Origin of the sequence: Nocardioides zeae, from assembly GCF_030818655.1 — a bacterium.
Classification (GTDB): domain Bacteria; phylum Actinomycetota; class Actinomycetes; order Propionibacteriales; family Nocardioidaceae; genus Nocardioides; species Nocardioides zeae_A.
In genome coordinates this window covers 1,545,545-1,560,603 of record NZ_JAUTAN010000001.1, presented here as the reverse complement: position 1 = coordinate 1,560,603, position 15,059 = coordinate 1,545,545, and the positions used below count along the sequence as shown (strand labels likewise).

The following is a 15,059-nucleotide window of genomic DNA, read 5'->3' as shown; positions in this document are numbered from 1 at the left end:
ACGCGCCGCGTTCTCGGAGGAAAGTGTGGCGCTGTGTGTAACTGCGAGTTACATTAGGTGGCATGTCCCTGACGAACAGCCTCAGGCCGGGCGGGCGCAACGGCCTCGCACGCAAGGAGAGCCGCGACCCGATCGGCTACGCGGTCGCCGCTCTCAACGTGGTCGCCCAGAGCGACCTCATCGACCGGCTCGGTCTCCGCAAGAAGACCGAGCAGGCCGTGTTCACCTCGACCCGGGGTGGCTTCGCGGTCGCCACGAAGGCCGGTCGCACGTTCGCGAAGCGCGGTGCCACGAAGCCGGGCGTGCGCGTGCCGACGGCCGGGGCGAGCGGGGTCTTCGACCTGACGCCCACCGAGGACGAGCAGATGCTCGTCGACGTCGTCGGCGAGTTCGCCGCCGAGGTCGTGCGCCCCGCCGCCACCGAGGCGGACGAGGCGTGCGAGGCGCCGGTCGCCCTGCTCAAGTCGAGCCTGGAGATCGGCCTGCCGATCCTGGGGGTCCCCGAGAAGCTCGGTGGGATCTCCGAGGAGCGGTCGGCGGTCGCGGGCACGCTCGTGGCCGAGGCGCTCGCGAAGGGCGACATGGGCCTCGCGGTCGCGACGCTCGCTCCCGGTGCGGTGGCCACGGCCCTCTCGCTGTGGGGCACGGACGCCCAGCAGGCGACCTACCTGCCCGCCTTCACCGGCGACGACGTCCCCGCCGCGGCGCTCGCGCTGAGCGAGCCCACGGTCCTCTTCGACGTGCTGCAGCCGGGAACCACGGCGGTACGCCGCGGCGACCGCTACGTGCTCAACGGCGTCAAGGCGGGTGTCCCGCGCGGCGGCGACGCCGAGCTGTTCGTCGTGGGTGCCTCCCTCGGGGGCAAGCCGGTGCTGTTCCTCGTCGAGGCGGGCACCGAGGGCCTCCGCGTCGAGGCCGACCCGTCGATGGGCGTCCGCGCGGCGACGCTCTCCAAGCTGCACCTCACCGACGTCGAGGTGCCCGCCGACGCCGTCCTCGGCGAGACGGACGGCACGACGTACACCGAGTGCGTGCGTCTCTCCCGGCTCGCCTGGTGCGGCCTCGCGATCGGTACGGCGCAGGCCGTGCTCGACTACGTGACGCCGTACGTGAAGGAGCGCGAGGCGTTCGGCGAGCCCGTCGCCCACCGCCAGTCGGTGGCCTTCATGGTCGCGAACATCGCGATCGAGCTGCAGGCGATGCGGCTCGTCACCTACAAGGCGGCGTCCCGCGCCGCCCAGGGCAAGGACTTCGCCCGCGAGGTCGCCCTCGCGCGCAACCTCTGCGCCAGCAAGGGCATGCAGATCGGTCTCGACGGCGTGCAGCTGCTCGGTGGCCACGGCTTCGTCAAGGAGCACCCGGTGGAGCGGTGGTACCGCGATCTGCGGGCCCTCGGCGTGATGGAAGGAGGCGTCCTGGTCTGAGCCCTCGGGCTCCGGACGGACGACACACCATGATCAATCTCGAGACCCCCAAGAAGCACCGCGCCCTGGTCGACCAGGCGCACCAGGTCGCCATGAACATGCTGCGACCGATCTCCCGCAAGTACGACCGTGCCGAGCACTCCTACCCCAAGGAGCTCGACATGCTGGCCGCGATGATCGACGGCCTGTCGGAGTCGGGCGCCGCGGAGGGCGCCGGCGCCACCGGCGTGCGTCGCGACGAGAAGAAGGACGACGGCGGCGTTCGCAACGGCTCCAACCTCGCCTCGGTGATGTCGATCGCCGAGATGTGCTGGGGCGACACCGGCCTGCTGCTGTCGATGCCCCGCCAGGGCCTCGGCAACTCGGCCATCGCCTCGGTCGCCAACGAGGAGCAGCTCGAGCGCTTCAAGGGCACCTGGGCCGCGATGGCGATCACGGAGCCCGGCGTGGGCTCCGACTCCGCCAACATCACGACCACGGCCCGCCTCGACGGCAACCACTACGTGATCAACGGCGAGAAGATCTACGTCACGTCGGGCGACCGGGCCGACTCGGTCGTCGTCTGGGCGACGCTCGACAAGTCCCTCGGCCGTGCCGCCATCAAGTCCTTCGTGGTGGAGAAGGGCACGCCCGGCATGCGAGTCGAGCGTCTGGAGCACAAGCTCGGCATCCGGGCGTCCGACACCGCGGTCATCATCTTCGAGGACTGCCGGGTGCCTGCCGAGAACCTCCTCGGCTCGCCCGAGGTCGACGTCAAGCAGGGCTTCGCAGGCGCCATGGCGACCTTCGACAACACCCGGCCCCTCGTCGCGGCGATGGCCGTGGGGTGTGCCCGGGCCTCGCTCGACCTCACCCGCGACCTGCTCGCCCAGGCGGGCGTCGAGGTCGACTACGACCGCCCCGGTCACCTGCAGTCCGCCGCAGCGGCGAAGTTCCTCCAGCTCGAGGCGGACTGGGAGGGCGCCCAGCTGCTGACGATGCAGGCGGCGTGGATGGCCGACAACCGCAAGCCCAACTCGCTCGAGGCCTCCATGGCGAAGGCGAAGGCGGGTCGCGTCGGCTCCGACATCACCCTCAGCTGCGTCGAGCTCTGCGGCACGCTCGGCTACAGCGAGTCCGAGCTGCTCGAGAAGTGGGCCCGCGACTCGAAGATCCTCGACATCTTCGAGGGCACGCAGCAGATCCAGCAGCTCATCGTGGCCCGGCGCATCCTGGGCCTGACGAGCGCGCAGCTCAAGTGATGCAGGGGGCTCACCTCAGTCCGCTCAGATGAGGTGAGGCCCGCTCGGACAGGGTGGTTCGCCACCCCAGACCACCCCAGTCCACCCCGGTGACCGGCCCCAGCGGTCACCGGGGTGGTTGCTGTTCGGGGGCAGCTCCGGGGCGGATCCGGACGGGCACCGCGCCGCTCCGGGACGTCATGCGGCGCGGTGCCCCGGGCCCGCGGTTCGCATGACGTCCGGGGTGGGGACGCGACGGGGGCTCAGGCGGGCAGTGGAACTGTGCGTCCGGGGCGGTCCGGATCGCCTGGGATCTGCCCCAGGTGCACATTCCTCTGAGCCGGTCGGGCCGGCTCTCGCCCGCGTCGCCACCGTCTGGCGCAGGCCCGTCACGCCACGCTGCGGAACGGGTCGTGCTCCGACAGGATGCGGTCGACGCGGGCCTGGTCGAGACGCGCGACGACCTGGGTGGTCTCCTGGGCGTCGCGGATGCACTTGGCGAGCGTGAACGACGAGGTGACGAGGAAGAGGGTCCCGAGGGCGAGGAACGCCCGGATCCACGGGTCGACCGGGACGAAGATGATCGCGACGACCATCGTGAGGAGCGCGACGCCGAAGGCGAGGCCAGCCTGCAGGAAGAACGCGTTGGTGTTCTTGGTGGAGGGGCCGGCCGGGAGAGGAGGAGGAGTGCTCATGACGAGAACCCTGCCCGGGGACGGTGCCCCCCGGCCTCCGTCCGCGTACTCAACTGCGCCTGAGGTCCCCGTGCCGGTCACGCTGGTCTCCGACCTCCGGGCAGCGGGATGCGTCTTCGCCGAGGAGGAGGCTGCGGAGCTCGTCTGCGCCGCGCAGCGAGCCGGCCGTGGCGCGGCGTGGCTCGAGCGGGCCGTCGCCGAACGGGTCGCGGGCCGTCCGCTCGAGCTCGTCGTCGGCGAGGTCGTCTTCGGCGGTCTGCGGCTCGTGGTCGCGCCCGGCACCTTCGTGCCCCGGGTGCGCACCGAGCTGCTGGCGGAGCTCGCCCTCGAGATGCTGCCTGCCGGCGGCCGCGTGCTCGACCTCTGCGGCGGGGTCGGCGCCGTCGCGGCCGTCGTGGCCGCTCGCCGCCCGGACGTCACGGTCGTCAGCGCCGACCTCGACGAGCGCGCCACGGCCTGTGCGCGGGCGAACCTGGCGCCGTACGGGAGCCGCGCGCAGGTGCACACCGGCGACCTGTACGCCGCGCTCCCGCCCACGCTGCACCGGGCGTTCGACGTGGTGGTCGCGAACGCGCCGTACGTGCCGACGGAGCGGATCGCCGCGATGCCGCGGGAGGCGCGCGAGCACGAGCCCCGCGTCGCGCTCGACGGCGGCGCCGACGGCACGGTGCTCCAGCAGCGGGTCGTCGCGGGCGCGCCCGACTGGCTGGTGGGGGACGGCCGGGTCGTCGTCGAGTGCGCACCGGCGCAGCTGCCCGTTCTGCGCGACGCGCTGGGCCGTGCCGGCTTCACCGCCGAGCCGCGCGAGGACGACGAGCGCGGCGCGCACGCGGTCGTCGGCCGGGGCGGCATGATCGGGTAGTCCGCACCACCCACCCCGCGTCCCCCGGGCGCACACCCGTCGAGGAGGAGCCGCGTGGCCGAGTTCGTGGGAGCCGTCGACCAGGGCACGACGAGCACGCGGTTCATGATCTTCGACCACGACGGGGCCGAGGTGGCCCGCCACCAGCTGGAGCACGAGCAGGTGCTGCCCCGCGCCGGGTGGGTGGAGCACAACCCCGTCGAGATCTGGGAGCGCACGAGCTCCGTCGTGCAGACCGCGCTGGGCAAGGCCGGTCTCTGCGCAGACGACCTCGCCGGCGTGGGGATCACCAACCAGCGGGAGACGACCGTCATCTGGGACCGCCGCACCGGCCGGCCGCTCCACAACGCGATCGTCTGGCAGGACACCCGCACCGACCGGATCGCGACCGCCCTCGACCGCGACGGGCGCGGCGACGTGATCCGCCACCGCGCCGGGCTGCCGCCCGCGACGTACTTCGCCGGCGGCAAGATCCAGTGGATCCTCGAGAACGTGCCGGGGGTCCGCGAGGCCGCGGAGCGGGGCGACGCGCTCTTCGGCACGACCGACACCTGGCTGCTGTGGAACCTGACGGGCGGCCGGGACGGGGGCCTCCACCTCACCGACGTCACCAACGCGAGCCGCACGATGCTGATGGACCTCGAGACCCTCGACTGGGACGAGGAGCTGCTCGGGTTCTTCGGGGTACCCCGCGCGATGCTGCCGGAGATCCGGCCGTCGTCGTCCGCGGAGGCGTACGGCGCGACCCGCGCCAGCGGACCCTTCGCCGGCGAGGTGCCCATCACCGGCATCCTCGGAGACCAGCAGGCGGCGACCGTCGGCCAGGTCTGCTTCGCGCCGGGGGAGGCCAAGAACACCTACGGCACCGGCAACTTCATGCTGCTCAACACCGGCACCGAGATCGTGCGGTCGCAGGCCGGGCTCATCACGACGCCGGCCTACCAGCTGGGGGACGAACCGTGCGTCTACGCGCTCGAGGGCTCCATCGCGGTGACGGGGTCCGCGGTGCAGTGGTTGCGCGACCAGCTCGGCATCATCGCCGGCGCCGCGGACTCCGAGCACCTGGCGAGCCAGGTCGAGGACAACGGCGGCGTCTACTTCGTGCCGGCCTTCTCGGGGTTGTTCGCGCCGTACTGGCGCAGCGACGCCCGCGGGGCCATCGTCGGCCTGTCGCGCTTCAACACCAACGCCCACGTCGCGCGCGCGACCCTCGAGGCGATCTGCTACCAGAGCAAGGACGTCGTCGACGCCATGGAGCAGGACTCCGGCGTGCGGCTCGAGGTGCTGCGGGTCGACGGCGGCGTCACCGCCAACGAGCTGTGCATGCAGATCCAGGCCGACGTGCTCGGCGTGCCGGTGAGCCGGCCGGAGGTGGCGGAGACGACGGCGCTGGGTGCGGCGTACGCCGCGGGCCTGGCCGTCGGGTTCTGGAAGGACACCGACGAGCTGCGCGCCAACTGGCATGAGTCGCGGCGCTGGGAGCCGACCTGGGACGACGCGCAGCGGGCCGAGGGGCACGCCGGCTGGCGCAAGGCGGTCGACCGCACGCTCGGCTGGGTGGACGTGGACTAGGTCGCCCCGAGGGTGACCGGGGCCGAGAGGGGGCGCACGGCGCGTCGGACGGCTATCGTGGCTCCACGTGCGTTTCCTCCATGACCGCGTGCCTCCGCACGAGCTGACCTACGACGACGTCTTCATGGTGCCGCGCCACTCCACCGTGGCCAGCCGCTTCGACGTCGACCTCACCACGACCGACGGCACCGGGGCGACCCTGCCGATCGTCGTGGCCAACATGACGGCCGTCGCCGGCCGCCGGATGGCGGAGACGGTGGCGCGGCGGGGCGGCATCACGGTCATCCCGCAGGACATCCCGCTCGACGTCGTGCGCGAGGTGGTCGGCTGGGTGAAGGCCCGCCACCACGTCTTCGACACGCCGATCGAGCTCGCGCCGACCCAGACGGTGGGCGACGCGCTCGCCCTCATCCCCAAGCGCTCGCACCGCGCCGCGGTGGTCGTCGAGGACGGTCGCCCCGTGGGCGTCGTCGCGGCCGACGACTGCGTCGACGTCGACCGGTTCACCCAGGTGCGCGACGTCATGTCGACCTCGCTGGTGACCCTGGGCGCCGACACCGACCCGCGCCGTGCCTTCGACCTGCTCGACCGGGCACGGGTGCGGCTCGCGCCCGCCGTCGACGGCCAGGGCCGCCTCCTCGGCGTCCTGACGCGCACGGGGGCCCTGCGGGCCACGCTCTACACCCCGGCGGTCGACGCGCGGGGCGGGCTGCGGATCGCGGCGGCGATCGGGGTCAACGGCGACGTGGCGGGGCGGGCCGCCGCGCTGCTCGACGCCGGCGTCGACGCGCTCGTCGTCGACACGGCCCACGGCGACCAGGACCGCATGGTCGAGGCGCTCAAGGCCGTGCGGGCGCTCGACCCGCAGGTGCCGGTGGCTGCCGGCAACGTGGTGTCGGCGGAAGGCACGCGCGAGCTCGTCGCCGCGGGCGCCGACATCGTCAAGGTCGGTGTCGGCCCGGGCGCGATGTGCACGACGCGGATGATGACGGGCGTCGGGCGACCGCAGTTCTCGGCGGTGCTCGAGTGCGCCGAGGCCGCGCGCGCCGAGGGCGCCCACGTGTGGGCCGACGGCGGCGTCCGGCACCCGCGCGACGTCGCGCTCGCCCTCGCCGCGGGTGCCTCGTCGGTGATGGTCGGCTCCTGGTTCGCCGGCACCCACGAGTCGCCGGGCGACCTGCAGGTCGACTCCGACGGCCGCGCCTACAAGGTGTCGTTCGGGATGGCCTCCGCCCGCGCCGTGGCGCACCGGACGTCGACGGAGTCGGCCTACGACCGGGCACGCAAGGGCCTCTACGAGGAGGGCATCTCGTCGTCGCGGATGTACGTCGACCCGGCCCGTCCCGGGGTCGAGGACCTCGTCGACCACATCAGCGCCGGGGTGCGGTCCGCCTGCACCTACGCCGGCGCCCGCAGCATCGCCGAGCTGCACGAGCGCGCCGTCGTGGGCGTGCAGTCGGCGGCCGGCTTCCACGAGGGCCGGCCGCTGCCGGCGGGCTGGTGAGCGCCGCCCCGCGGCGTACCGACGTCCTCGTCGTCGCCGCGACCCGCGCCGAGGCGGCGGGGGTCCCCGAGCACTGCCCACTGCTGGTGACCGGCATCGGGAAGGTGCCGGCGGCCGCCGCGGTCGCCGCGGCACTGGGTCGCATGCCCGACCCGACGGCCGTGCACGTCGTCAACGTGGGGACGGCCGGCGCGCTGCGACCGGGGGTGACGGGCCTGCACCTGCCCGGCACGGTGCTCAACCACGACCTCAGCGCGGACGCCGTGCGCCAGCTCGGGCACGACCCGCACGAGCTCCTGGCCCTCGGCACCGGTGACCCCGGCACCGTGCTCGCGAGCGGGGACGTCTTCGTCACCGACCCGGCCGTCCGCGACGCCCTCGCGCAGCGGGCGACGCTGGTGGACATGGAGGGGTACGCCGTGGCGTGGGCCGCGCACGCCGCCGGCGCCCGCGTCACGCTCGTCAAGCACGTGTCCGACACCGCCGACGACTCTGCCTGGGACTGGCCGGCGCAGGTCGCCGCCAGCGCTGCCGTGCTGGGGGAGTGGCTCGAGGGCGCCCTGGGCTGACGCCCACCTCGTGTAACGCGGTGTCCGGGCTACTGGAGTGGTGGTCGACCACCTCCATGGACGCACGGACACCGCGTTACACGCGGGGCGGGGCGGGGCTCCTGCTGCCGGATCAGCCCTTCGGCGGCTTCGGGGCGCCGGCGACGCCGGTGCTGCCGGGGGCGGCCTGCACGGACGAGGGCTGCGCCTGGGCCGGGCCGTTCGCGATGTAGTCGCCGAGGCCCGCGCCGGGCTCCGTCGACTCGACGCTGATCACGAAGTCGTCCCCGTGCTCGGTGACACCGGCCAGGACGGCCTGCTCGACCGCCTGCGCGGCGTAGACCTTCCGGACGACGACGGGGTCGGACCGGAGGTCGCGCACGAGGGCGACGCAGAGGCCGATCATGACGAGCACGAACGGCACGGACGCCGCGATCGTGATGTTCTGCAGTCCCGTGAGCGCGTCGTTGCCGCCGACGATGAGCATGACGGCCGCCACGGCACCGGTGGCCGCGCCCCAGAAGATCACGGTGAAGCGGCGCGGCTCGGAGGCGCCGCGCTCCGAGAGCGTGCCCATGACGATCGAGGCCGCGTCGGCGCCGGACACGAAGAAGATCGCGACGAGCACCATCACGACGACGCTGGTGACGGTCGCGAACGGGAAGTTGTCGAGCACCGTGAAGAGCTGGGACTCGATGCCGGCGGCGCCGGCGATGTCGCGGCCCGCCTCCTCGAGGTGGATCGCCGCGCCACCGAAGATCGCGAACCAGACGAGGCTCACCGCGGTCGGCACCAGGAGCACCCCGGCGACGAACTGACGGATGGTGCGACCGCGCGAGATGCGGGCGATGAAGAGCCCCACGAAGGGGGTCCAGGAGAGCCACCAGGCCCAGTAGAAGACGGTCCAGTTCGAGAGCCACGCAGCGGTGGTCTGCTCGGTCCCGTCGGGCAGCACGGTGGTGGCCTGGTCGGATGGCACGCGCGCCGCCATCTCGCCGAGGTCGCCCGCGTAGGTGGCGAGCATGCTCGGCAGCATGTCGAGGATGAACACCGTCGGGCCCGCGACGAAGACGAAGACCGCGAGGCCGATGGCGAGCACCATGTTGATGTTGGCGAGCCACTGGATGCCGCGGGCGATGCCCGACACGGCCGACGCGATGAAGGCCGCCGTCAGGCCCGCGATGATGGCGACGAGCACGCCGTTGCCGATCTCGCCGACGCCCGCGACGATCTGGAGCCCGCTGCTGATCTGCAGCGCCCCGAGGCCGAGCGAGGCGGCGGAGCCGAAGAGCGTGGCGAAGATGGCCAGGATGTCGATGACGCGACCGGCGGGCCCGTGGGCGTGGCGGCCGAGCAGCGGCTCGAAGGCCGCGCTGACGAGCTGCAGGCGGCCCTTGCGGTAGACGCCGTAGGCCACGGCGAGGCCGAGGACGGCGTAGATCGCCCAGGGGTGCAGGCCCCAGTGGAAGATCGTGGTGGCCAGCGCGGTCTTCTGGGCCTCCTCGCCGCCCGTGCCCGGCGGCGCGGTGGCGAAGTGGGAGACGGGCTCGCCCACGCCGTAGAACATGAGGCCGATGCCCATGCCGGCGCTGAACATCATGGCGATCCACGACGTCGTCGAGAACTCGGGCTGCTCGTCGTCACGCCCGAGCGGGATCGAGCCGAACCGGCTGAGCGCGAGCCACAGCACGAAGACGACGAAGCCGCTGGACGACACGACGAACAGCCAGCCGAGGTTGTCGATGATCCAGCCCAGGGCGGAGGAGGAGGTGTCGCGGAGGCTGTCGGTGCTCGCGAACCCCCAGACGAGGAACGCGACGGCGATGACGGCGGTGACGCCGAAGACGACGGGGTCGAGCGTGGACGTCGGGGGCCGGCTCTCGACGGGTGGGGGCACGTCGAGGGCGGGGTGGCCGCCCGTGTCGGTGGTGGTCGACGAGGCCTCGGTCGGGGCGGCGGGCGCCTCGGGGGTCTCGTCGGGATGCGCGTCGACGGGGTGCTTCGGGTCGAGTGCGGTCACGTGTTCCTCTCGGTTCCGGTGCCGTGCCGGCCGAAGGAGGACCGACACACAACCGTTCGACCCTGCCGCAGGGTGGTTGCGTTCTGCAACTTCAGCCGCGGCTGCTGCGGGCCGTGCGGCCCCGCGTGATGCCCACCATCTCCTGCGTCGCGTCGTCGTCCCGCTCCGCCAGCCACACGAGCGCGACGGTGGTCGGCGGCAGGTCGACGACCGGCCGGTGGACGGCGTCCTTGCGGTGCAGCACGCGCGCGACGGACTCGGGCAGGACGGCGACACCGGCCCCGCTGGCGGCCACCTCGACCGCGTCGCGGTCGGTCATCGCGGGCCAGTCGAGGCGCTCGGCGCGGGCGACCCCGTCCCACCCGGGCACCCGGGCGGGGTCGGTGACGAGCTGCTCGTCGGCCAGGTCGGCGAGCTCGACCTCGTCGACCGCGGACACGACGTGCTCCCGGTCGACGACGACGACCTGCGCCTCGTCGTACAGGCGCACGACGAGCAGGCCGGTCGTGTCGACGGGGAGGCGGGCGAGGCACATGTCGACGGCGCCCTCGCGGACCACCCGTTCCTGGTCGGCCTGCTCGACGGGGACGAGCTCGAGGCGGTCCTTCGGGTGGCGCTCGCGCCACCGTGCCGCCCACTTGTCGGGGGTGGCTCCGGTGACGAACGCGAGACGGAAGGTGGTGGGCACGGGGCCAGCACATCACGTCGCCGCGCCGTTCCCGGCGTGGCCCAGGACTGTCGGCGGCGTGCGGCAGGGTGGACCCCGGTGATCTCGGGAGGAGTGGTGACGTGGCCGGTGTCGCGTGGTGGTTGCTCGTGGTGGGCCTGTGCGACCTGTGTCGCGCCGACGGCGACCTGACGAGCCGGGCGCGGCGGTGGTGGCTGACCCTCGCGGGGCTCGCGGCCGTGCTGGTCGGAGCCGTGCTCGCCGACCCGACGGGGCGTGGGTGGTGGGGCTGGGGGCTCGCCGCCCTGGCCGCCGCGGTGTGGGTCCCGGCGTCGTCCTCCGCCCTGGCCTGGGGCCAGGTGCAGCCGGCGGGGCGTCCGTTGCGTGACGGGCGGGGCCGCTTCGCGGTGGCGTACGGCGCGTTCGGGCTCGGCGTGGTGGCGACCTTGCTGTGCGGTCCGGCGATGGGCACGCCGGGCGTGGTGGAGCGCGTCGCCGGCGCGAGCGTGGTGGCGCGCGTCGACCCCGGCCTGCTCCTCGTCGTGCTGGCCGTCGCGGTGGCCCAGCTCGCGACGGCCAACATCCTGGTGCGGCTGCTGCTCGACCTGGTGGGCGTCCCGGCGCACGACAACGAGAAGCAGCTGCGAGGCGGCCGGGTCCTGGGGCCGATGGAGCGGCTCCTCGTGGTGGGACTCGGGGGTGCCGGCAGCCTGACGGGTGCCTCGCTCGTGGTCGCGGCCAAGGCGCTGCTGCGCTTCCCGGAGCTGCGCGCGCCGCGGGACGGCGCATCGGGCCTCGGTGGCCCGAGCGACGTGACGGAGTACTTCCTGGTCGGCAGCCTGGCGAGCTGGTCCGTGGCGCTCGCGGGCGTCGGTCTCATCGCGCTGGCGTGAGCCCCGTGCGCCCCCGCCTCTGAGTTCAGCGATACGCTTCATTTCCGTGAAGTGAAGGCATATGCTTCAGCAATGACGGTCTACGCCCTCATCGGCGACCTCGTGGGGTCCCGGCGCTCGGCAGATCGCCGTGCCGTGCAGGACGCCCTGGCGGACGCGCTCGCCGAGGCCGACCGGCGCGTGCCCTCGGTCGACGGCCTCCACCCGACGGTAGGGGACGAGTTCCAAGGGGTCTACCCGTCCCTCGGGGCGGCCCTCCGGGCCACGCTCGTCGTGCGTCTGCTGCTCCGTCCCGTGGTGGACACGCGCTACGGCATCGGCCTGGGTGAGCGGGCGGTGCTCGACGGCAGCCGCACCCCTGCGCTCGAGGACGGGTCCGCCTGGTGGAGCGCACGCGCGGCGATCGACGAGCTGGGCCGGCCGGCGACCCGCCGGCGGCGCACGTGGTACGTCGCGGCCGACGGCGCCACGTCGCCCTGCCCGCCCGACGTCGTCAACGCGCTGCTGCTCTGCCGGGACGCCCTCGTCGACCGCGTCGGCCCGACCGCCCACCCGATGCTCCTGGCGGGTCTCGACGGCTCCTCGCAGCGCGAGGTGGCGGCCGCCGTGGGGGTCAGTGCGTCGGCGGTCTCGCAGCAGTACGCGCGGGGCCTGGGCGCACTCCGCGACGCGCAGGCCCTGCTCGACGAGGCCTTGGGTGGCGGGTGACGCGGCGCCGACCCCCGATGCGGTCGTTCCGGCCGACCCCTGCTACTGTTTCACCCGCACTCGTCCGGGTGGCGGAATTGGCAGACGCGCTAGCTTGAGGTGCTAGTGCCCTTATTGGGCATGGGGGTTCAAGTCCCCCCTCGGACACCGATCGGCCCCGAGTTCCTGCAGGTCAGGGACTCGGGGCCGCAGTGCTTCTCCGTCCGGTTCCACGCTGTGGCGGGCTCGCCGCGCGGGCGCCCGGCGCCGGTGCCGCCGCGTTTGCCAGGATGGGCCCATGAGCGACGACACGAGCACTCCGGGAGCCGACGCCGCACGTGGCGAGGGGCCGGCCTACGACCCCGCCGCCGAGGTCGTCGAGCTGTGCCGCGACCTCATCCGCATCGACACCTCCAACTACGGCGACGACTCCGGGCCGGGGGAGCGGAAGGCCGCGGAGCACGTCGCGGCGCTGCTCGACGAGGTGGGCATCGAGTCGCGGCTCTACGAGAGCTCGCCGGGGCGCACGAGCGTCGTGGCCCGCTGGGGCGGCACCGAGGGTGACCCCCTCCTCGTGCACGGCCACCTCGACGTGGTGCCCGCCGCCGCCGAGGACTGGCAGGTGCACCCGTTCTCCGGCGAGATCCAGGACGGCTACGTCTGGGGCCGGGGCGCCGTCGACATGAAGGACTTCGACGCCATGCTGCTCTCGGTCGTGCGCGCCCGCACGCGCGCCGGCGTCCTGCCGAAGCGGCCCGTGGTGCTGTGCTTCACGGCCGACGAGGAGGCCGGCGGCCACCAGGGCGCCGAGGTGCTGGTCGAGGAGCACCCGGACGAGCTCGCGGACTGCACCGAGGCGATCGGCGAGGTCGGCGGCTTCAGCGCCACGGTCCGCGGCCGCCGCGTCTACCTCATCGAGGCCGCCGAGAAGGGCATGGCCTGGATGCGGCTGACCGCCCGGGGCCGCGCAGGCCACGGCTCGATGGTCAACACCGAGAACGCGGTCACCGACCTCGCCGGCGCCGTCGCCCGCATCGGTGCCCACGAGTGGCCCGTGCGCCTCACCCCGACGATGGAGGTGCTCCTCGCGACCATCGGCGAGCTGGCCGGCACGGCGGCGACCCCCGAGAACGCGCCCGCCCTCGTCGAGGAGTTCGGCGGCGCGGCGCGGATGCTGGGCAACGTCATCCGCAACTCGACCAACCCGACGATGCTGAACGCGGGCTACAAGGTGAACGTGGTCCCGACCGAGGCGACCGCGCACGTCGACGGCCGGTTCCTGCCCGGGTTCGAGGACGAGTTCTTCGCGACGCTCGCCGAGCTGACCGGGGAGAACGTGGAGATCGACTTCGTCTCCCACCAGCAGCCGTGGGAGACGCCCTACGACGGGCACCTCGTCGACGCCATGACCCGCAGCCTCCTGGCCGAGGACCCGGGGGCGCTCGTGGCGCCGTACCTCATGAGCGGCGGCACCGACGCCAAGCACTTCCGCAAGCTGGGCATGCGCTCCTACGGCTTCGCGCCGCTGCGCCTGCCCGCCGACCTCGACTTCACCGCCCTCTTCCACGGCGTGGACGAGCGGGTGCCCGTCGACGCGCTCGAGTTCGGGGCGCGGGTGTTCGACCGGTTCCTGGGCGACGCCTGAGGGGTCGCCCGGGCGTCAGCTCGCCCAGAGCGTCGCGCGCTGGCGGATGATCTTGCGGCGCACGATCACGCGCCGCACGCCGTCGTTGCCGATGCGGAGCCGGTCGAGCTCCCAGCCGCCGTGCTCGGCCATCTCGACGAGGGCCTGGCGCACGGCGTTGCGGGACAGGTGCCGCGAGAGCACCACGTCACGGAACTCCCACTCGACGCCGCGGGACAGGGCGGTGCGGTTCCTGCTCATCGGATGCCACCTCCGGGGAACGGGTCAGTCGACCGCCGAGACGTCGTCCAGCGCGTCGGCGATCTCGATGGGGAGGGCCTTCTCCTCGACGCTGAGGAGGGCCCGGAGCTGTGCGGCCGTCCGCGCCCCGACGACGGGCGCGGCGATGCCCGGACGGTCGCGCACCCAGGCCAACGCCACCTCGGCCGGAGTCCATCCCAGACCGTCGGCGGCCTTCACCACGGACTCCACGATCCCGTGGGAGCGCTCGTCGAGGTAGGGCTCCACGAACGAGGCCAGGTGGGACGTGGCCGCGCGGGAGTCGGAGGGCGTGCCGGTGCGGTACTTGCCCGTCAGCACCCCGCGGCCCAGCGGCGACCAGGTCAGCACGCCCATCCCGAGCGCCTCGGCGGCCGGGAGCACCTCGAGCTCGACGTTGCGGTTGAGCAGCGAGTACTCGACCTGCGTCGACACCAGCGGCGCCCGGCCGGGGACGGCGCGCTGCCAGGTCGCGGCCTGCGCCGTCTGCCAGCCGGTGTAGTTGGAGATGCCGACGTACCGCGCCCGCCCGGTCGTCACGACGTGGTCGAGCGTGGCCAACGTCTCCTCGAGCGGGGTGGCGTCCGACCACACGTGCACCTGGAGCAGGTCGACGTGGTCGGTGCCGAGCCGCCGCAGCGAGCCGTCGAGCGACGCGAGGACCGACCGGCGCGACGTGTCGCGGGTGGCGCCGCGCTGCGCGGACGCACCGGGCTTGCCGGTGGAGCGCCGCTGGCCCAGCCCCGCCTTCGTGGCCAGCACCACGTCCTCGCGGGCGACCACGTCGCCCAGCAGGCTGCCGATCAGCTGCTCGGAGACCCCGTCGCCGTACGCCGCGGCGGTGTCGAGCAGCGTGCCCCCGGCGCCGACGAACGCGACCAGCTGGTCGCGGGCCTCGTGCTCGTCGGTGTCGCGCCCCCACGTCATGGTGCCGAGCCCGAGGCGAGAGACCCGCAGGCCGCTGGCCCCGACCGATCGCTGCTGCATGCGGGTCAACCTAGCGGCCGGCCGCGGACGTGTCGCACATCGCGCGGGCGTGGCGGGCCGTCCTGGCCCTCGGCACG

14 protein-coding genes and 1 tRNA gene are annotated in these 15,059 nt (G+C 73.6%); 10 read left to right on the top strand and 5 right to left on the bottom strand.

Translation table 11 applies throughout. The features are described from left to right. Positions 1–62 precede the first annotated feature (62 nt). A complete protein-coding gene (locus tag QE405_RS07430) occupies positions 63–1,424 on the top strand; it encodes an acyl-CoA dehydrogenase family protein (protein ID WP_307199565.1) in 1,362 nt (453 codons plus the stop codon). Positions 1,425–1,453: 29 nt separating this feature from the next. Next, positions 1,454–2,665, top strand: coding sequence for an acyl-CoA dehydrogenase family protein (locus tag QE405_RS07425; RefSeq protein ID WP_307199564.1), 1,212 nt, complete (start codon positions 1,454–1,456; stop codon positions 2,663–2,665). A gap of 368 nt (positions 2,666–3,033) precedes the next feature. Here the strand turns inward: QE405_RS07425 and QE405_RS07420 are convergent, their stop codons facing one another. Then, positions 3,034–3,339 (bottom strand): YiaA/YiaB family inner membrane protein, encoded by a 306-nt coding sequence (locus QE405_RS07420; RefSeq protein ID WP_307199563.1) that lies wholly within the window; start codon positions 3,337–3,339, stop codon positions 3,034–3,036. Positions 3,340–3,409: 70 nt separating this feature from the next. Here QE405_RS07420 and QE405_RS07415 point away from each other — a divergent pair, with 70 nt between their 5' ends. The 4 genes from QE405_RS07415 to QE405_RS07400 all read left to right on the top strand — a co-directional run bounded on the left by QE405_RS07415 (position 3,410) and on the right by QE405_RS07400 (position 7,846). Continuing rightward, positions 3,410–4,201, top strand: coding sequence for a HemK family protein methyltransferase (locus QE405_RS07415; protein ID WP_307199562.1), 792 nt, complete (start codon positions 3,410–3,412; stop codon positions 4,199–4,201). Positions 4,202–4,255: 54 nt separating this feature from the next. Continuing rightward, on the top strand, positions 4,256–5,773 hold the full coding sequence (gene glpK, locus QE405_RS07410; RefSeq protein WP_307199561.1) for a glycerol kinase GlpK: 1,518 nt from the start codon (positions 4,256–4,258) through the stop codon (positions 5,771–5,773). A 67-nt stretch (positions 5,774–5,840) separates the two neighbouring features. Beyond that, positions 5,841–7,277: a GuaB1 family IMP dehydrogenase-related protein gene (locus QE405_RS07405; protein WP_307199560.1), complete on the top strand. Its 1,437-nt coding sequence runs from the start codon at positions 5,841–5,843 to the stop codon at positions 7,275–7,277. Next, positions 7,274–7,846: a nucleosidase gene (locus tag QE405_RS07400; protein WP_307199559.1), complete on the top strand. Its 573-nt coding sequence runs from the start codon at positions 7,274–7,276 to the stop codon at positions 7,844–7,846. The genes QE405_RS07405 and QE405_RS07400 overlap by 4 nt, the downstream gene beginning before the upstream one ends. Before the next feature lie 112 nt (positions 7,847–7,958). Here QE405_RS07400 and QE405_RS07395 read toward each other — a convergent pair whose 3' ends face one another. Next, the gene (locus QE405_RS07395; RefSeq protein WP_307199558.1) at positions 7,959–9,845 is read right to left on the bottom strand and encodes a BCCT family transporter; all 1,887 of its coding nucleotides are present in this window, start codon (positions 9,843–9,845) and stop codon (positions 7,959–7,961) included. Positions 9,846–9,936: 91 nt separating this feature from the next. Continuing rightward, positions 9,937–10,533, bottom strand: coding sequence for a LysR family transcriptional regulator substrate-binding protein (locus QE405_RS07390; RefSeq protein ID WP_307199557.1), 597 nt, complete (start codon positions 10,531–10,533; stop codon positions 9,937–9,939). Positions 10,534–10,634: 101 nt separating this feature from the next. Here QE405_RS07390 and QE405_RS07385 point away from each other — a divergent pair, with 101 nt between their 5' ends. The 4 genes from QE405_RS07385 to QE405_RS07370 all read left to right on the top strand — a co-directional run bounded on the left by QE405_RS07385 (position 10,635) and on the right by QE405_RS07370 (position 13,737). Beyond that, positions 10,635–11,405: a hypothetical protein gene (locus tag QE405_RS07385; RefSeq protein WP_307199556.1), complete on the top strand. Its 771-nt coding sequence runs from the start codon at positions 10,635–10,637 to the stop codon at positions 11,403–11,405. Positions 11,406–11,477: 72 nt separating this feature from the next. Further along, positions 11,478–12,113 (top strand): SatD family protein, encoded by a 636-nt coding sequence (locus QE405_RS07380; RefSeq protein ID WP_307199555.1) that lies wholly within the window; start codon positions 11,478–11,480, stop codon positions 12,111–12,113. A 62-nt stretch (positions 12,114–12,175) separates the two neighbouring features. Beyond that, positions 12,176–12,260 (top strand) — tRNA-Leu (locus QE405_RS07375). A 130-nt stretch (positions 12,261–12,390) separates the two neighbouring features. Continuing rightward, positions 12,391–13,737, top strand: coding sequence for a M20/M25/M40 family metallo-hydrolase (locus QE405_RS07370; RefSeq protein WP_307199554.1), 1,347 nt, complete (start codon positions 12,391–12,393; stop codon positions 13,735–13,737). Between the two features lie 15 nt (positions 13,738–13,752). On the opposite strand, the gene QE405_RS07365 is transcribed toward QE405_RS07370, so the two are convergent. Continuing rightward, positions 13,753–13,977, bottom strand: a complete 225-nt coding sequence (locus QE405_RS07365; RefSeq protein WP_307199553.1) for a DUF5703 family protein — start codon at positions 13,975–13,977, stop codon at positions 13,753–13,755. A 24-nt stretch (positions 13,978–14,001) separates the two neighbouring features. Further along, entirely contained in the window at positions 14,002–14,982 is a 981-nt protein-coding gene (locus QE405_RS07360) for an aldo/keto reductase (protein WP_307199552.1), read from the bottom strand. Positions 14,983–15,059 lie beyond the last annotated feature (77 nt).